This window comes from Rossellomorea marisflavi, from assembly GCF_009806575.1.
Taxonomy (GTDB): Bacteria; Bacillota; Bacilli; order Bacillales; family Bacillaceae_B; genus Rossellomorea; species Rossellomorea marisflavi_A.
Genome location: NZ_CP047095.1, coordinates 1,367,425 through 1,383,905 on the forward strand (window position 1 = coordinate 1,367,425; position 16,481 = coordinate 1,383,905).

Annotated in this window: 17 protein-coding genes and 1 pseudogene; 7 read left to right on the plus strand and 11 right to left on the minus strand. The window is 50.4% G+C overall.

What is annotated here, in order from left to right:
• Positions 1-29 precede the first annotated feature (29 nt).
• Complete coding sequence (locus D5E69_RS07190) at positions 30-1,424, plus strand: FAD-binding oxidoreductase (RefSeq protein ID WP_063191314.1); 1,395 nt, start codon at positions 30-32, stop codon at positions 1,422-1,424.
• Entirely contained in the window at positions 1,421-2,383 is a 963-nt protein-coding gene (locus tag D5E69_RS07195) for a bile acid:sodium symporter family protein (RefSeq protein ID WP_048005009.1), read from the plus strand. The genes D5E69_RS07190 and D5E69_RS07195 overlap by 4 nt, the downstream gene beginning before the upstream one ends.
• 46 nt (positions 2,384-2,429) lie before the next feature.
• On the opposite strand, the pseudogene D5E69_RS07200 reads toward D5E69_RS07195, so the two are convergent.
• From D5E69_RS07200 to D5E69_RS07220, 5 genes and pseudogenes are all read right to left on the minus strand, one after another.
• A pseudogene (locus D5E69_RS07200) lies at positions 2,430-3,742 on the minus strand (short-chain fatty acid transporter).
• A gap of 102 nt (positions 3,743-3,844) precedes the next feature.
• Positions 3,845-4,852: a FecCD family ABC transporter permease gene (locus D5E69_RS07205; RefSeq protein ID WP_048005007.1), complete on the minus strand. Its 1,008-nt coding sequence runs from the start codon at positions 4,850-4,852 to the stop codon at positions 3,845-3,847.
• Entirely contained in the window at positions 4,849-5,850 is a 1,002-nt protein-coding gene (locus D5E69_RS07210; protein ID WP_187427102.1) for a FecCD family ABC transporter permease, read from the minus strand. The genes D5E69_RS07205 and D5E69_RS07210 overlap by 4 nt, the downstream gene beginning before the upstream one ends.
• 58 nt (positions 5,851-5,908) lie before the next feature.
• A complete protein-coding gene (locus tag D5E69_RS07215; protein ID WP_048016105.1) occupies positions 5,909-6,832 on the minus strand; it encodes an iron-hydroxamate ABC transporter substrate-binding protein in 924 nt (307 codons plus the stop codon).
• Positions 6,783-7,628 (minus strand): ABC transporter ATP-binding protein, encoded by an 846-nt coding sequence (locus tag D5E69_RS07220; protein ID WP_048005004.1) that lies wholly within the window; start codon positions 7,626-7,628, stop codon positions 6,783-6,785. The genes D5E69_RS07215 and D5E69_RS07220 overlap by 50 nt, the downstream gene beginning before the upstream one ends.
• Positions 7,629-7,787: 159 nt before the next feature.
• Here D5E69_RS07220 and D5E69_RS07225 point away from each other — a divergent pair, with 159 nt between their 5' ends.
• On the plus strand, positions 7,788-8,840 hold the full coding sequence (locus D5E69_RS07225; protein WP_048005003.1) for an NAD(P)/FAD-dependent oxidoreductase: 1,053 nt from the start codon (positions 7,788-7,790) through the stop codon (positions 8,838-8,840).
• A 46-nt stretch (positions 8,841-8,886) separates the two neighbouring features.
• Here the strand turns inward: D5E69_RS07225 and D5E69_RS07230 are convergent, their stop codons facing one another.
• Positions 8,887-9,582: a TerC family protein gene (locus D5E69_RS07230; protein WP_048005002.1), complete on the minus strand. Its 696-nt coding sequence runs from the start codon at positions 9,580-9,582 to the stop codon at positions 8,887-8,889.
• Between the two features lie 119 nt (positions 9,583-9,701).
• A complete protein-coding gene (locus tag D5E69_RS07235; protein ID WP_082139810.1) occupies positions 9,702-10,007 on the minus strand; it encodes a hypothetical protein in 306 nt (101 codons plus the stop codon).
• Between the two features lie 137 nt (positions 10,008-10,144).
• Here D5E69_RS07235 and D5E69_RS07240 point away from each other — a divergent pair, with 137 nt between their 5' ends.
• The 4 genes from D5E69_RS07240 to D5E69_RS07250 all read left to right on the plus strand — a co-directional run bounded on the left by D5E69_RS07240 (position 10,145) and on the right by D5E69_RS07250 (position 12,210).
• On the plus strand, positions 10,145-10,666 hold the full coding sequence (locus D5E69_RS07240) for a ferritin (RefSeq protein WP_048012528.1): 522 nt from the start codon (positions 10,145-10,147) through the stop codon (positions 10,664-10,666).
• Positions 10,650-11,246 carry a DUF3189 family protein gene (locus tag D5E69_RS07245; protein WP_347566734.1) on the plus strand — a complete coding sequence of 199 codons (597 nt, stop codon included), beginning with the start codon at positions 10,650-10,652 and terminating at the stop codon, positions 11,244-11,246. Before D5E69_RS07240 ends, D5E69_RS07245 begins: the two co-directional genes overlap by 17 nt.
• 68 nt (positions 11,247-11,314) lie before the next feature.
• The gene (locus D5E69_RS23810; RefSeq protein WP_258523345.1) at positions 11,315-11,449 is read left to right on the plus strand and encodes a hypothetical protein; all 135 of its coding nucleotides are present in this window, start codon (positions 11,315-11,317) and stop codon (positions 11,447-11,449) included.
• Between the two features lie 134 nt (positions 11,450-11,583).
• On the plus strand, positions 11,584-12,210 hold the full coding sequence (locus D5E69_RS07250) for an FMN-dependent NADH-azoreductase (protein ID WP_159129498.1): 627 nt from the start codon (positions 11,584-11,586) through the stop codon (positions 12,208-12,210).
• A 41-nt stretch (positions 12,211-12,251) separates the two neighbouring features.
• On the opposite strand, the gene D5E69_RS07255 is transcribed toward D5E69_RS07250, so the two are convergent.
• The 4 genes from D5E69_RS07255 to D5E69_RS07270 form a co-directional block, all read right to left on the minus strand.
• Positions 12,252-13,526: an MFS transporter gene (locus tag D5E69_RS07255; protein WP_159129499.1), complete on the minus strand. Its 1,275-nt coding sequence runs from the start codon at positions 13,524-13,526 to the stop codon at positions 12,252-12,254.
• Positions 13,523-14,836 carry an alkaline phosphatase family protein gene (locus tag D5E69_RS07260; protein WP_048012525.1) on the minus strand — a complete coding sequence of 438 codons (1,314 nt, stop codon included), beginning with the start codon at positions 14,834-14,836 and terminating at the stop codon, positions 13,523-13,525. Before D5E69_RS07260 ends, D5E69_RS07255 begins: the two co-directional genes overlap by 4 nt.
• Before the next feature lie 131 nt (positions 14,837-14,967).
• Complete coding sequence (locus D5E69_RS07265; protein WP_048012524.1) at positions 14,968-15,756, minus strand: polymer-forming cytoskeletal protein; 789 nt, start codon at positions 15,754-15,756, stop codon at positions 14,968-14,970.
• Between the two features lie 22 nt (positions 15,757-15,778).
• The gene (locus D5E69_RS07270; protein ID WP_048016099.1) at positions 15,779-16,381 is read right to left on the minus strand and encodes a DUF4004 family protein; all 603 of its coding nucleotides are present in this window, start codon (positions 16,379-16,381) and stop codon (positions 15,779-15,781) included.
• Between the last annotated feature and the right edge of the window lie 100 nt (positions 16,382-16,481).

The following is a 16,481-nucleotide window of genomic DNA, read 5'->3' on the forward strand; positions in this document are numbered from 1 at the left end:
ACAATAACCATCATCAGGAGGAGAAGCATATGAACACAGACACAGAAACATTATATGAAGAACTTCAGAACGTACTGGGGAAAGACCAGATATCAACCAATATAACAGTGAGGGAGCAGCACGGGAGAGATGAGTCCTATCACGAACCGAGTAATCCTGATTTCGTGGTCTTCCCCTCTTGTGCAGAAGACGTAAGGGCCATCGTGAAGACAGCGGCTGCTCACGAAGTACCGGTGATCCCATTTGGACTTGGAACAAGTCTGGAAGGACATGTCATTCCGTATGACCGGGGAATCACGATCGATTTCTCCGGAATGAATGAGATAGTGGAAGTAAGGGAGAAGGATTTTTTGGTTACCGTGCAGCCGGGTGTGACACGCTCCCAGCTCAATAAGGAACTCAAGAAACATGGATTGTTCTTTTCCGTCGACCCCGGGGCCGATGCGACCCTTGGTGGGATGGCGGCCACTAATGCCAGCGGGACAACTTCAGTAAAATATGGGGTCATGCGTGACCAGGTCCGTGATCTGGAGGTGGTGACTCCCGACGGTAGTATCATACATACCGGGAACCTTGCACAGAAATCTTCCTCGGGTTACCATCTCAACAGTTTGTTTGTAGGGTCTGAAGGAACGCTCGGATGCATAACGGAACTGACCTTGAGAGTATACGGGATACCAGAGCATATCGTGGCGGCAAGAGCCGCATTCCAGGAGCTCGATGATGCTGTGGAAGCCGTTGTATCGATCCTGCAGGCGGGTGTCCCGATTGCCAGGGTCGAGCTTCTCGATGAAACATCCATGGTTCAGGCAAATCTATTCAGTGAGACGGATTATCGTGAAAAGCCGACGCTCTTCCTTGAGTTTCACGGGAACGAAGCAGGTCTCGCACAGGATGTGGAATTCACAAAGGAAATCGTCGCTGATCATGGGTGTGAGTCTATTGACTTTGAAACGGACCAAGGGGCAAGGAATCGATTATGGGATGCCCGTCATAATCTTGCATACGCCTATATTCATGGAAACAAAGGCAAAAAGATGATGGTGACCGATGTCTGCGTGCCGATATCCGAGCTTTCCGGGGCCATCAGGGACGCCAGGCAGAGGCTTGATACCCTCGGACTCACAGGTGGCATACTCGGTCATGTAGGCGATGGAAACTACCATGTGCTCCTCATGATCGATATGGAGGATCCTCAGGAAGTGGAGAAAGCCGCACAGTTCAACCAAGAGATCGTTGAATATGCCCTCGAGCGCAGGGGTACCTGTACGGGTGAGCACGGCGTCGGGGTAGGGAAGCAAAAGTATCAGGAAATGGAGCACGGTGATTCACTGCGGGTGATGGAGCGGATCAAGGAAGCCCTCGACCCCAAGGGGATCTTCAATCCCAACAAGCTGATCAAACAGAAGGAGGTGGGACAATGAAGATCCTTGAGACCATCAGCAGGGCTGCAGGTAAGTACTTTGCCTTCTGGGTCATCCTTGTAGCGGTCGTGGCCTATTTCATCCCGGCACCGTTCCTTCCCCTTGGCGGGTATATCACGATCCTCCTCGGTGTGGTCATGTTCGGGATGGGGCTGACGCTAAAACCGGTTGATTTTCAGTTGGTTGTGAAGAAGCCGCTTCCGGTCATCGTCGGGATCCTGGCACAGTTCTTGATCATGCCCCTCGGTGCGCTTCTGATTGCCAACCTTCTCGGCCTCTCAGATCAATTGGCTGCGGGACTTGTCCTTCTAGGCTCGGTACCGGGCGGGACAGCTTCAAACGTAATGGTCTATCTTGCCCGTGGGAACCTTGCCTTGTCGGTCGCCATGACGTCGCTATCAACCCTTATTGCCCCTATCGCTACTCCGTTGATCCTTCTTGGACTGGCAGGACAGTGGATGCCGGTGGATCCCGTGGCCATGTTCCTGTCGATCTTCCAGGTGATCATTGTGCCGATCACGCTTGGTATCATCGTCCAAAAGCTTCTGCCTGCACTGGTTGAGAAGAGTCTCGATATCATCCCGCTGATCTCGGTACTCGCCATCATGACGATCGTAACAGCCGTCGTTTCTGCCAACGCCCCGAGCATCCGTACTTCCGGAACAATCATCTTTGTTGCCGTGATGCTTCATAATCTGCTCGGTCTGACCTTGGGGTATGTGGCCGCCATCATCATGAAACTGAAGGAAGGGGATAGAAGGGCGATTTCCATAGAGGTCGGCATGCAGAACTCAGGACTCGGTGTGGCACTTGCCACCGCCCATTTTGGTCCACTTGCTGCACTTCCAAGCGTAATCGGTGCAGTCTGGCATAATATATCAGGTCCGATCCTGGCAACCTATTGGAGTAAGAAACCTGCTAAAGTCGATGAGACGGAAGAGAAGGTGAAAGCTGGATAATCAAAAATGGCTGAAGGGGGATGTATCCCCATCAGCCATTTTTCGATTAATAAAGGAACAACATGAGGACGGTGGTCACGACCCCGACCCATACGGCCAGGATGAAACAGTAGCCCATGATGTGGCGGATATGCAGTCCGACGATGCTGAGGATCGGGAGGGCCCAGAAAGGCTGGATGAGATTGGTCCATGCATCGCCCCATCCGACGGCCATGGCGATGGTGGAAGGCTCCACTCCCAGATTCATCCCTGCAGGTACTTGGAGTGGCCCCTGCAAAGCCCATTGACCGCCACCGGACGGCGCCAGGAGATTGACGATTCCCGCTGTCCAGTACGTGAAGATATCGAAGGTTTCTTTATTGGCGATCGATGTCATCCCCTGAATGATGCTTTCTCCTAACCCCGAACTGGTCAGAACAGCGATGATCCCTGCATAAAATGGAAACTGCAGGATGATGGGGGAGGTGGATCCCGCAGCTTCCTTGAACGCTTCGCCAAATGAACGCAGGGATCCATGGAAGATCAAGCCGAGGGAAAGAAATAAAAGATTGATGATGTTCAGGTCAAGGTCCCGGCCCAATATGAATTCATGGATTACATAGATCATACCGATCAATCCTGTCACGACCCCGAGTATAGGAGTCGTCTCAAGCCTTGATGCAGGAGTCGCTTCCACGCCGGTCTGGACATTGACCTTCTTTTGGGTGATCTTTTCTTCATAAGGGGTCACCTCCCCCTTTGGTGCCATCAGGCAGATGACGACGGGCATCGTTACGAAGAGAACGAGAAATATGATGATGGTGGAAGGGCTGAAAATCGTTTCAGAAGTTGGGATGACGCCCATGAGATCGACAAGGAAATGATCGTTGGTTGCGACGGTGAGTCCGATCGAGCTTGATAATCCTGCTGTATAAAGGGCAGTGGGGAATAAGCAGCTGCTACAAGCAGAGGGAAGTGAACGTTTGGATTGCGCCTGCCGATTTCCCTCACCAGGATGGCACCGACCACCACGGCAAGCCCCCAGTTGATGTAATAGGCGGCGCCCGATAGGCAAAATGTATACACATAGGCCTTTGTCGGGGTGTCGGCCCATTCGGCCAGTTGCTGTAGCCCCTTTTTGACAAAAGGAACGGATGCAAGGACCATGCCGGTCAAAAGCAAAAGGACCATTTGCATGGTAAACGTCAAATATACCCAGAAACCGTCCCCGAATGATTTAACAAGGCTGAGGGGCTCTGCAGGCTTCAGGAAAATCCCGATACCGAAGACGAGGAGCGTAAGCAGGACAGCAATGACGAAAGCATCTGGCAAGTATCGCTGGACAAGTCTTGATAACCTGTCGGCAATGGAAGCTAACATGATGAACAACTCCTTTCGATGATTGACTACAGTATATTGGGATTTGTCCAGGTTCATGAGCACAAAAAAGCCGGATCTTGGAAGATCCGGCTTTGTGCCCTTCTATTTTTTCAGAAGCAGATAAACGAAATAAGGAGCTCCGATCAAAGCGGCCATGATTCCGGCAGGAAGACCATCCGGCTCGAGGACATTTCTGCCGACCGTATCGGCTGCGAGGAGCAGCCATCCCCCGAGTAGCAAGGCTACCGGAAGGTACAGCTGATGGCGCGGTCCCACAAGGGATTTGGCAAGATGGGGAGCCATCAGACCGATGAAGGCGATCCCTCCCGTCACGGAGACGGCCGATGCGGCCAGGGCCACGGCTGTGAACAGAAGGATGATCCTCTCCCGCTTCAGCGCGACCCCGACGCCGATGGTAGCGGAGTCGCTCAGGGCCAGGAGATTCAGTGTACGTGCTTTATAGAGAGTGAACGGAATCAAAACCACAAGCCAGGGAAGGATCGCCCATACGAATGGCCAGTCAGCTCCCCATATGTTACCGGCAAGCCAGTTGGCGATGAAGTCGACTTTTGCCCGTTCCGCGCTGGAGATCATGATGATCATCAATCCGGAAAATGCCGTGGAGAATCCGACCCCTACAAGGATCATCTTGACGGGTTGAAGTCCGCTACCCCGTGTGGACGAGAAGAAATAGATGAGACCCGCAGTCAGAATCGCTCCGGCAAAGGCCACGAGGGGAAGCATAAAGGCGAATGATCCTGCATCGATGGGGAAGAACAGGAAAAAGACCGTGATGGCGACTCCGGCGCCGGAGTTGATCCCGATGATCCCGGGATCTGCAAGGTCATTCTTCGTCATCGTCTGCAGGATGGAGCCAGAGAGGGCAAGGGCCATACCGGCAAGCACGGTGATCACGATCCTCGGAAGCCTGATGGAGAAGAGGATGAATTCATCCTTAAATGAACCATTTCCCATGATGGTGGGGATCAGCCTGTCAATGGAGACCGAGGAATACCCCAGGCTGATTCCGATCAAAACGGTAGACACAATGAAAACCAGAAGAGCGATCAAGATCGCCCGCTGTTTTTTGAGTAGCTTCGGATGGATCATAGTTTACCGCCTTTCCGAACGATGAATAAGAAGAAAGGAAGGCCCATTAAGGAAACGATGGCCGCAACGGGAGTCTCGTAGGGTGCATTCACGGTCCGGCCGATCGTATCGGCCAGAAGCATGAACGTGCTTCCCAGGACGACCGAGACCGGGATGATGGTACGGTAATCGGTCCCTGTCAGTGCCCGGGCGATGTGGGGGACCATCAGTCCGAGAAAGGCCATATTCCCTACTAGGGCGACAGCAGACCCTGCCAGGATGACCGTCAATAAGAAGAGGGCCGATTTGACGAGGACCGTCCGCTGACCCAATCCGACTGCGACCTCCTCATTCAGGCTCAGGATGGTCAATTGCCTTGAAAACCCCATGGAGAAGATCACGCATAAAAGGATACATGGACCGATGATATAGATTTGATTCCACGTCGTACCGATCAGTCCACCTGCGGTCCACATGGAGATGTCTTTTGATAGTTTGAAGTAAAGACCGATGCCTTCTGACACAGCAAATAAAAAAGCAGATACAGCCGCTCCAGCAAGGACGATGCGAAATGGCGAGAACCCGCCCCTTTTTACTGCTCCGATACCAAAGACGAGCCCAGCGCCGACAGCCGCTCCTATGAAACACGCAAGCATGATGCCGAATGGACCGATGGAAGGCAGGAAGGCAAGGGCGGCAGCCAGGGCTGCATTGGCTCCTGCCGTGAGGCCGAGCAGTCCCGGGTCAGCCAGGGGGTTGCGGGTCATCCCCTGCATGATGGCACCGGAAACGCTGAGAGCGGCTCCGACGAGGATGGCAGCCACTTCACGGGGGAAACGGAGTTCCTGGAGAATCGAGATCTTGTCCCCGCTCCCGGTATTGGTCAGCGCCCCCCAGACGTCGGAAAGGGTCGTGTCAGCCGCACCAAAGGTGACGGATACAAGGAATGATCCGCATAATACGATAATGAGAATGGATAGTGTAGGTATGTATGGTAGTTTTCGACTCATAGCCATCATCTTTTCTGTCGTAGTATAAGAGAAAGGAATTCTTATAGTAAGAATTCCTTTCGGGAGATTACTGGTTTCCTAGGAATTTCTCTTTGAAGAACTCGAGCTGATAATCCAGCGTCAGAGGATCATTGAAGTAGAATTCCATCATGTTTACTTCATATACGCGGTTATTCTTCACAGCAGGTATCGAACGATACGTATCCGTCTTGGTGAAAGAATTCTCTGCATTCGGATCCCTGCTGACGATCAGGTAGTCACCAGCGAAGTCAGGGAGTACTTCCGTGGAGAGGGCGAAGTAACCTGGCTCAAGCGCTTCTTCTTTTACTTTGTCAGGCATGTTCAATCCCATTTCCTGATAGAGGATCTCGGTTCCGCGCCCCCAGTTGTTTCCGTATACATAGAGTTGTTTATTGAAGCTTTCGATGACGGAAACAGTGGCATCATCACCGATTTCCGCTTTGATATCTTCACCGGCATCAGCTGCCCGTTTTTTGAAATCATCCACCCAGGCTTTCGCTTCATCCTCTTTGTTCAGGAGCTTTCCGATCTCAAGATGCTGCGTGAGGTAATCGACTTTTCCATACGTATATGTAACGGTAGGGGCGATTTTTTTGAGCTTATCGACGTTCTTGATATTGGATAGTCCGATGATGAGATCCGGGTCCAGCTCGATGATTTTCTCAAGGTCTTCATCGCTGACTTCCTTGACATCTTTAAGGGAATCATCCCAGCGGGGGTTCATTTTGGACCATGAATCCACCCCGACAAGAGGGACGTCGAGGGCCATGACATTACCGGCGAAGGACGACAGGACGACGACGCGTTTAGGGTCGGCCGGAACTTCTACGGGCCCGTTTTCAGATTGATAGGTAATGGTTCCCTTGTCTTCTTTCTTTTTCTCTTCCTTTTGATCCGTTGATGTTTGATTGCCGCATGCACTAACTAGTAGCACGAATAGCAGAATGATAGGTGCCAGCCATTTCTTCATGTTGTTCTTCTCCTTTAATTAAGTTGTATGTGATGCACATTGGTTTGAGGGTCCGGGGATCGCGGCCGATTTCGGCGTCGATGTTGAACACCTTCCTCAAGGTCTCGCGGGTAATGACCTGCTCCCCTGTACCGGAACTCACCAGATCACCGTCCTTCAGGGCGATGATGTGATCGGCGAACCGGGCTGCCTGATTCAGATCGTGGAGGACCATGACGATCGTGCGTCCTTGCTCCCGATTGAGCCTTTCCAGGAGCTCAAGGACCTCGAGCTGGTGGGCCATATCGAGATACGTTGTCGGTTCATCCAGGAAGATGATGTCCGTTTCCTGGGCGAGGGCCATGGCGATCCACACGCGCTGACGTTGCCCACCTGATAAAGCATCTACTTCCCTGTGTTTAAAAGGAAGCGTGCCGGTCTCCTCCATTGCCCAGTGGATCATATCCTGATCCTTCTTCGTTAAGCGGCCCAAGCCTTTCTGATGCGGGAATCGTCCGTAGGATACAAGTTCACCGACGGTCAATCCGCTTGCGCTTTCAGGGGTCTGGGGGAGTATGGCCATTTTCTTGGCCAATTCCTTCGTACTCTGTTTATGGATGTTTTGTCCATCAAGAAGGATATTCCCCGTCTGATGGGGGATGATCCGGGTAATCGCTTTCAGCAAGGTCGACTTTCCACAGCCGTTCGGACCGATGATGGTGGTGATCTGTTTATCCGGGATGCTTACGCTCAGATTCTTCACGATGAGTCGATCGTCATACCCAACGGAAAGCTCGGTAGAAAAGAGACGATTCATCCTATCCCTCCTAATTGGTGATAATGATTCTCAGTGTCAACTAATACTCATCGTATATTCCTTTTTGCCCATTGTCAATAGAAAATTGGTTGTCAAAGCGGTTGAAAAGAGGTAGGATGTAATTGAGAATGATAATCATTTAGATAGCGGGGGATTAGGATGAGTGAGAAGGAGATCTATGATGTCACGATAATCGGCGGAGGACCAGCCGGTCTATATTCCGCTTTCTATAGTGGATTGAGGGAAATGAAAACGAAGTTGATTGAGTCCCAGCCGCGATTGGGAGGAAAGATCCATGTGTATCCTGAGAAAATGATATGGGATGTCGGGGGCCTTACTCCTTTGTCCGGAGCCGACCTGATCAAGCAACTCGTGAAGCAGGGTCTTACATTTGATCCGACCGTCGTACTCAATGAAAAGGTTTCTTCCATCAGGAAGGATCCGGAGGGGATCTTTATCCTCGAAGGAGACTCGGGTGATGTCCATTTGTCCAAGACGGTGATCGTGGCGGTGGGGAGCGGAATCATCAATCCTCAAAAATTGAAGATTGAAGGCGCAGAGCGGTTCGAGGTGTCCAACCTTCATTACACAGTGAAATCCCTCAAACAATTCAAGGGCAGGACCGTCTTGATCTCGGGAGGCGGGAATTCGGCTGTTGATTGGGCGAATGAGTTAGAGCCTGTGGCAGGGAAGGTCATGGTCACTTACAGGAAGGCCTCCTTCACAGGACATGAAGCCCAATGCTCCCAGCTCATGAACAGCTCGGCCGATTGCCTATTCAACACAACCATCACGCGCTTGATCGGTTCTGAAGATGGGGAGAAGATCGAGAAGGTGGAGCTGATGAATGTAGAGACGGAAAATACAACCATCGTGTCGGTCGATGACGTCATCGTCAATCACGGGTTCGAAATCGACTCATCCCTCTTGAAAGATAGTTCCCTTGGAATCGAAATGCTGGATGACTTTTATTTGAAAGGAAATGTCGTGAGCGAAACATCCGTGAAAGGATTATACGCGGCAGGCGATATCTTGAAGCATGAAGGGAAGGTCCATTTGATTGCAGGAGCGTTTCAGGACGCAGCGAATGCCGTCAACCGTGCAAAGAGCTTCATTTCCCCCGATGCAGACAAGTCCGGAATGGTGTCATCCCACAATGAAGTATTCAAAAAGCGGAATCGTGAGTTGATTAAAAAGATGGTAGGGAAATGACCGGAAGTCATAAAAAAATCCAGACAGGTGTCTGGATTTTTTTTAGTTACCCATATTGATTCTCACGTTTAGAAGATCTGCGCTTATTTACGAGGAAGCCGATCAAAAGGATGGCAATGGTGAGGGCGATGGTGATCGTCATGGTCGTAGCACCTTCATGAAGATTCAGGAACTTCAGGAACTTTTCATCCCCGACGATCATTTCCCCAGCCGTATAGGCTAGGATCCCAGAACCGAGATAGGCGATCCAACGATACTTTTCAAGGACCTTGACGATGAGTTTCGAGCCAAAGATCATGATCGGGATGCTGATGAAAACCCCGAGGGCGATCATGCCGATATGACCATGTGCGGCTCCTGCCACTGCCACGACATTATCGAGGCTCATGACTGCATCGGCAAGGATGATGGTCCCGATGGCCTGTCCCAGTTTGGAATGCGATTTGATATCGGCATCGCCTTCATCCTCGACGAGGACATTATAGGCGATCCACAGTAAAAGGATTCCTCCGAGTAGATGGACATAAGGGATCTTTAAAAGATAAACAATGATAGCTGCAAATAATATCCTTAGTATGACTGCGCCGCCTGTGCCCCAGAAGATCGCTTTATTCTGCAGATCTTTTGGAAGTCTTCTCGTTGCCATCGCGATGACTACGGCATTATCGCCAGATAAGATGATGTCAATGGCGATGATCTTCAACAGCGCAATGATGGCTTCGGATGAAAATGATAAATCCATAATGGTTCCTCCTGTATTCTTCTCTCAAGCAGTATGTTGCCCACTTATTATAGCACTAAAACCATCCCCATCCCATTTTCCCGAATTGAAAAAAGGCCGGCAAATGACCGGCCGACAGCCTACTGCACTGGATAGGGGTATGGATACGGGTAAGGATAGGGATATGGGTAAGCGGGCACGGGGACTGGGTAGGGTCCTGGTGATGCAGCTGTCCCGACGGCAAGACCGGTGACCGTTCCGGCGGCAAAACCTGCACCGGGATATCCCCAACCATGATTCCAACCCGGTCCCCAATTTCCACCGTGGTTCCAACCTCCTGTATTCCATCCGCCGCCGTGATGCCAGCTGGCCGAGCCATTGCCCCAGTTGACGTGACCGCCTCCGCCGTGGACGGGTCTTTGATTCCTGATTGCATAGATGTTCATATCATCCACCCTTTCTCATTCTGTACAGTATATGCCCAACGAATCTTCAAGGTTATTTGTTCATATCCTGCTTCCATCCCCTATATATATTAATGTAATGGGCATGAGTCCGGAATGAACAAAGGAGGAATAAAATCATGAACGAACAGATGCAAAAACTTATCAATAACCTGATTCAGATTGAACATGTCTCTACCACCCTGTACCTTGCTATGTCTGCTTACCTTGCCAATCAAAATTACACAGGGATGGCCAATTGGCTCCGTGTCCAATCGGAAGAAGAAAGGACGCACTTATTGAAGCTGATCGATTACCTGACCGATCGTGGAGGTGTGGTGGAACTGGCGGCTCTTCCTGCACAGCCGAAGACATTCGGGACACCGCTCGAAACCTTCCAGAAGGTATTGGAGCACGAACGTTTCGTCACGGATGCATACCGGAAAGCCTATGAGTACGCCGCCCAGAATGATCAACAGTCTGCCATCATCATTCAGGAATTCCTCCGTGAGCAGGTCGATGAAGAAGCTCAGTCCAAAACGATTGTAGACCGGTTGACGCTTGCCGGTAACAACTCAGCCGCCCTGCTGGTCCTCGATCAGGAGCTCGGTCAAAGGACACCGGCCGGAGCCGCAGGAGGAGCGGGTGCAGCCGGGGGATAAAAAGAAGGAAAAGGCCCATACTGATAAAAAGACGATCGGTAAGGGTGATGAGATGATTTTTATTTACCATGATTTCGGAGGGACCCACACGACCTCCATGGCTGCAGCGATCCACCTGAGATTGCTGCCTGATAGAGAGTGGACCGATGAAGAAATCCTTTCCATCCCTGACTTCAATCAGCTGAAGAAAAAAGATGCCGGTCATCTTTTTTTCAAGGGAACGGATCATGACGGTCATGATGTATATACGATAGGGAAAAGGTCTTCTAAGTATGTGCTCCCCGCCATGAAAGATGTAAGCAAGATGCTTCTTTCCCGCTATGATCGTGACGGAAAGATCATCTTTTCCAACACTTCCCCCGTTGTGCCCCCGGTCATGACCGCAGGTGGTTTTTTTGCCAGGGGACTCGGGCTGGATGCCATCGGTGTCCCATTGCTGTTAAGGGGAGCGAAGCAATGCAGGGTGTATCTGGAAAAGCTTGTGGAAGAAACAAAACGCAACGCATATGAAACACATCAGGGACAAATACTTGACCTTGAAAATAAATATTATCAGTACAAAAAAGGGAAAAAGTTGTAAGAAGGAGAAATAGGTATAAAGAATCAGTCATCCGGGGATGCGAGCGATTAAAACGGAGGTGTGATCATATGGAAGGAAAACCATTGCATTATGATGGGAGTCATCCTGTAGTCAAGGAAGGCGAAGGGGTACAGGAGCCCTTCGTTTTGACCGAAGAGATGCGGAAGAGCATCTCAGGGAATCCCTACGGAATGGAAGAATGAAAAAGAGCGACCCCACGTTCATACAACTGGGGTCGCTCTTTTTTTGAAAAACGGGATAATCATTTGCCGAAAGAGAAAACTATGGAGGTTCTTTCTTCAATTGAGAAGAGAGCATAAAAGGAGGAGTTTCCGACATGGCAAAGGTTCTATATATCACCGCACACCCGCACGATGAAACCCAATCTTACAGCATGGCGGTTGCATCCGCGTTCATGACGTCCTATCAAGAAAGCCACCAGGATGACCAGATCACCCATCTTGATCTCTATAAGGAACATATACCGGCCATCGATGCCGATGTGTTCAGTGGATGGGGGAAACTCCAATCCGGAGGAGATCTGTCCCCGGATGAGCAGACAAAGGTAAGCCGCCTGAATGAGCTTTCCAAGCAGTTCGTGGAAGCCGATAAATATGTGTTCGTCACGCCACTCTGGAATTTCTCATTTCCACCGGTCATGAAGGCATATATAGACTCGGTTGCCGTCGCAGGGAAATCATTCAAATATACCGAGAATGGTCCTGTCGGTCTCTTGACGGACAAGAAAGCGATCCACATCCAGGCAAGGGGAGGCATCTATTCCCATGGGCCCCAGGCCGAGCTTGAGATGGGTCACCGATATCTTGGGATTATCATGCAATTTTTCGGCGTCCCGTCTTTTGAAGGGATTTTTGTCGAAGGGCATGCGGCCATGCCGGATAAAGCCGAGGAAATTAAAGCGGATGCCATTGAAAAAGCCAAAGCTGCTGCTCCGAAGTTCTAATAAGAAAATCCGGCCGAAGTGATTTCGGCCGGATTTTTCTATCAGATGATGGCGGAGCGATCGACGGATTCTTCCTTAGTCTCAGGTACGAAGGCGAGGATGACAATCCCGATCACAAAGAGGATCACCAGGGAGAACACCCCGCTGTTAGACTGCCCTGTCACCTGGGACGTCACGGCCACGAGCAATGGCCCCATGATCGAAGCGAATTTCCCGAAGATATTATAGAAACCGAAGAACTCATTGGCGTTCTTTTTAGGGACCATCTTGGCAAAATAAGATCTGCTCAGTGCCTGGATACCCCCCTGAGAGGAGGCGACAAGCATGGCGAGAATCCAAAAATCAAGGGTCGTTTCGAGGAAGTAGGCGTAGATGCAGACGCCGATATAGACGATGATTCCTGCGTACAACATTTTCTTCCCCGTGAACTTCTCTGAAAGTCTTCCGTAAAGGATGGAAAATGGCCCTGCCACCACCTGGGTGACAAACAGGATGATCAACAGGTTGGTAGAAGTGATGCCTAGATCACTTCCATAGGCTGTGGACATGGTGATGATCGTACCGACTCCATCGATATAAAAGAAATAAGCCAACAGGAATAGAAAAAGGGCTCTGTATTTCCGGATTTCTTTAAAGGTCTTACCGAGGCGTTTAAAGCTCTTCGCAACGGGGTTTTTTTCGCGTTTGATGAAATAGTGCTGTTTGACATGCTTGAGGAGAGGGATGGTGAAGATTCCCCACCATATCGCTGTTATCACAAAGGCGATGCCACTGGCCGTGTCGACGGCGATGGGAATGACCTGGCTCTGGGCGAGCACAATGATGGCGATGGCGATGATGAACGGGATCGTGCTTCCGATGTAACCGAGCCCATAGCCCCTGGCAGAAACACGGTCCATCCGGTCTTCGCTTGTTACATCGGTGAGGAAGGCATCATAAAATACGTTGGCTCCCGCAAATCCCACGGTGGAAACCGTGTAAAAGATGAGGAGGAGGATCCACTGCTCCCCTGGAATGAAGGCGAGGGAAGCTGTAAAGATGATACCCAGGGTGAAGAAGAAGGTGAAGAATTTTTTCTTGTAGCCTTCGTAATCAGCAATCGTGCCCAATATCGGACCGAGCATGGCCAAAATGAACGTCGCGATGGCAATGGTGTAGCCGAGATACGCCGTGGAGTCCACGGAGCTCACTCCTGCACTTGTAGCGGCTGCCTTGAAGAAAAGCGGGAAAACGGCCGTGGAGATGATGATGGAATAGGCTGAGTTCGCCCAATCATAAAGGATCCAACTATTCTCTTCTTTTGTGAACTTTTTCATCCTTTTCCGTCCTCCTGTTCAATGTTCGCTGCATCCAGTAATTCATGTCGGCATACCCCATCTGTATCCCCGAGGTCAAGGCCGAGGAGGCGTGCCATGGTAGGACCCTCATCCACAAGATTCATCAATGGGATTTCCGTCTTTCTGATTCCGTTGCCCATGGCCATGAACATCGTCCCGTACTGTTCCTTGGAAGGGGAGTAACCATGAGAACCCCATGTATAGTTGCGATCCTGGACATCTTGAGGGGTGATGCGATGAAGGAAGTCGCCCTCGGTAAAGTCCTTGAAGTAATAGCCCTTCTCTGCCTCGAGCATGAATGCGGCACTCCCATCTGCACCCATGAGTCCCGCTTCATATCCCGTGAAGATCTCTTCGATTCCACCTTCTTTTTGAAGCGCTCGCAACAATCGGTGTACCCTATCCATAAGCCCTTCGTCTCTCACATAAACATACGATGAGCCGTCGCACCCCTTAGCATAAACCTGCCAATCGGTCACTTTCCCCTTTTGATTACATGTGATCCACCCTTGCTCCTTGAAGCAAACGTTCAGTTGGATGGCCGTATCTTCGTCGAGTGCACTGTGATCTCCCAATGCAATCAACGTATACTCACATCCGCTTTCATCCAGTGCATGCATGATCCTTCCCAGGCGATCATCATGACGGTGGATGGCATCAAGGGCTTCCTTGGAAGAGAATCCGTGATAGTGCCTCATCGTATCAAGGTCGGTGAAATGGATGAGTGTCAGGCCTGGCTTCTTCGTACGGATCGTATGGATAGCGGATTCCAGTACAAAATCATCCAAAGCGGGTTGTTCAAGACCGTTCCTTATTGAACCGAATCGCCGTTGAAGATCCATTTGGTAGAGCGGGGTCCCATTCATGAGTGAAACCATGATCTGGTGGTGCCACGGACGGTTGGCGAATATCTCGGGAAGATTGTAATCGATGTTTGCTTTCGCAGTTACGGGCCATAGAAGGGCGGCCGTTGTAAGCCCGGCTGCCTTTGCTTCATCGTAGAGGGTGGTTCCCTGGATGTGAGAGCGGTGCCAGTACCAGTCGGGCGAAGGGCGTCCCGGCTGGATGAGCGTATTATTGATGATCCCATGACGCTTCGGATAGTTACCCGTCACGATCGACGCATGACAAGGGTAGGTGACCGATGGATAAATGGTGCGCACATTCCGGCATAATGCCCCTTCATCGAGCAGGCGTCTGAAGTGCGGGAGCTCTTGCAAAAGGGGATAATCCAGTGAAGACAGGCAGTCAAATGATACGACGATAAGATGCTCAGTCAGGCGGGTCATGTGTACCTCCAACAGGGAAATATACTATATATCTATTAATATAGCAGAAGATTCAGAATGTACATAAGGACTTTTGTTAATAACAGGTAAAGGGAACAAGAAAAGCTCCGTAGAGCCCGGAGCCTTGGTTGTTAAATCTTGGTCGAACGCATGACCTTTGCATTTTCTTTCGTGTCTAGTTCATGGGAATATTCCACGTTTTCAATTTCACAATTCTCTCCGATGATGATGTGCTTCCCGCGAACGAGCTTCGCTTTAGTATTTTCCAGGGTGATGAGATCCCCCTCAATGAGGTCACAGTGGAGGAACTCATCTTTTTGTGTGAAGAAATTGACCACCTGCTTGAAGAATTTCCCCGTGCGGCTCTGTTTGACCACCACTGTTTCGCCGCCGATTTCCTTGATGGAGGAGTGATGATGCAGCTTGATATCAATCTTATCCGCATTCAGCAATCCGTCGATATGGACGGAGCCTGAAGAAGTGAAGCTTTCCACTTCGCAGTCCTTGCCGACCTTGAGGGAACCGCTTGTCTCAAGGGACTGCCCCTGGATCCTTCCGTCCACTTTACATGCTCCGCTGCTCTCGAGCGTCTGTGCGAATAAATCACCGGCGATCTTCACCGAACCACTGATGTCAACTTCTTGTGCTGTAAGGTTTCCATTACATTTGGAAGAACCGCTTACGGTGAAGGTCCCTGTTTGGATGTCGCCTGAAAACACGGAAGAGCCGCTCGTTTTCATATGTTCCGCATCCACTTTTCCATCCACCTTACCCGAACCAGACATATGGAAATCCTTGCAGGATAAGTCGCCATGAATCTTTCCGCTTCCGCTAATTTTCACATCTTTGAATGTGCCGCCTCCCGATGTCCCGCTTCCACTGATCTTCAAGTCATATAATTTCGTTTGAGCTGCACTCATCGTTATCCTCCTTAGAATATCTTCACTTTGTTGCAATGCTGCCGTTCACTTGTTCCATCAACGAACCGATGTCCATCTCCACGGCTTTCACGGATTCTTCCATGACCCACTTACTGTCACCGGGAAGCTGCATCCACATCCATCCCGAGCCTTTGCTCATGCCGATGAGCCTGTAGTCGAGGGGAGGAGGGGAAGATTCCAGAAAGGAGACCAGCTCCTTCAATGCTTCTTCCTCCACGCCCTCCTCTTTGGCAATGTGCAAAATCTTGCCGTGCAGCAGATCCTGACCGGTAAAGGTTTCCCTTGCTTGGAACAAGTTCCAGAGATCTTCCGGTATCAGGTTCAGTTCCCTTACCTGCTTTCCACTCAGTTGGATGGTGGACGAATCAGGAGAGAAGATCGCTGAAAGCTCATCGAGGGAGTGGTCATCCTTCAGCTCTTTGATCTTTTGTATGCGTTCGAGCACTTTCTCCTTTGGAAAGTAGGTTTCTTGTCCCGTGAAGCTGGACTTTTTGATAAACCAGCTTTCAGGGAGGATGTTCTTTCTTTTCCACCGGTAGAGCTGTCCGTAGGAAATGCCGGTCATATCGAGGACTTCACGTTTGGAAATCAATTCTTCACTCATACTCAACCTCCTTGTAACAAAACATTGTTACGCTGTATCTGTATTCAGAATAGCAGAACAATGTTACGTTGGCAAGTGAGTTTGAAAAAAATTCCTCTGT

What these genes read in the sequence shown, in the direction of transcription:
- D5E69_RS07190 (WP_063191314.1), top strand. Translation starts at nt 30, where the DNA reads ATGAACACAGACACAGAAACATTATATGAAGAACTTCAGAACGTACTG.
- D5E69_RS07195 (WP_048005009.1), top strand. Translation starts at nt 1,421, where the DNA reads ATGAAGATCCTTGAGACCATCAGCAGGGCTGCAGGTAAGTACTTTGCC.
- D5E69_RS07205 (WP_048005007.1), bottom strand. Translation starts at nt 4,852, where the DNA reads ATGATCCATCCGAAGCTACTCAAAAAACAGCGGGCGATCTTGATCGCT.
- D5E69_RS07210 (WP_187427102.1), bottom strand. Translation starts at nt 5,850, where the DNA reads ATGATGGCTATGAGTCGAAAACTACCATACATACCTACACTATCCATT.
- D5E69_RS07215 (WP_048016105.1), bottom strand. Translation starts at nt 6,832, where the DNA reads ATGAAGAAATGGCTGGCACCTATCATTCTGCTATTCGTGCTACTAGTT.
- D5E69_RS07220 (WP_048005004.1), bottom strand. Translation starts at nt 7,628, where the DNA reads ATGAATCGTCTCTTTTCTACCGAGCTTTCCGTTGGGTATGACGATCGA.
- D5E69_RS07225 (WP_048005003.1), top strand. Translation starts at nt 7,788, where the DNA reads ATGAGTGAGAAGGAGATCTATGATGTCACGATAATCGGCGGAGGACCA.
- D5E69_RS07230 (WP_048005002.1), bottom strand. Translation starts at nt 9,582, where the DNA reads ATGGATTTATCATTTTCATCCGAAGCCATCATTGCGCTGTTGAAGATC.
- D5E69_RS07235 (WP_082139810.1), bottom strand. Translation starts at nt 10,007, where the DNA reads ATGAACATCTATGCAATCAGGAATCAAAGACCCGTCCACGGCGGAGGC.
- D5E69_RS07240 (WP_048012528.1), top strand. Translation starts at nt 10,145, where the DNA reads ATGAACGAACAGATGCAAAAACTTATCAATAACCTGATTCAGATTGAA.
- D5E69_RS23810 (WP_258523345.1), top strand. Translation starts at nt 11,315, where the DNA reads ATGGAAGGAAAACCATTGCATTATGATGGGAGTCATCCTGTAGTCAAG.
- D5E69_RS07250 (WP_159129498.1), top strand. Translation starts at nt 11,584, where the DNA reads ATGGCAAAGGTTCTATATATCACCGCACACCCGCACGATGAAACCCAA.
- D5E69_RS07255 (WP_159129499.1), bottom strand. Translation starts at nt 13,526, where the DNA reads ATGAAAAAGTTCACAAAAGAAGAGAATAGTTGGATCCTTTATGATTGG.
- D5E69_RS07260 (WP_048012525.1), bottom strand. Translation starts at nt 14,836, where the DNA reads ATGACCCGCCTGACTGAGCATCTTATCGTCGTATCATTTGACTGCCTG.
- D5E69_RS07265 (WP_048012524.1), bottom strand. Translation starts at nt 15,756, where the DNA reads ATGAGTGCAGCTCAAACGAAATTATATGACTTGAAGATCAGTGGAAGC.
- D5E69_RS07270 (WP_048016099.1), bottom strand. Translation starts at nt 16,381, where the DNA reads ATGAGTGAAGAATTGATTTCCAAACGTGAAGTCCTCGATATGACCGGC.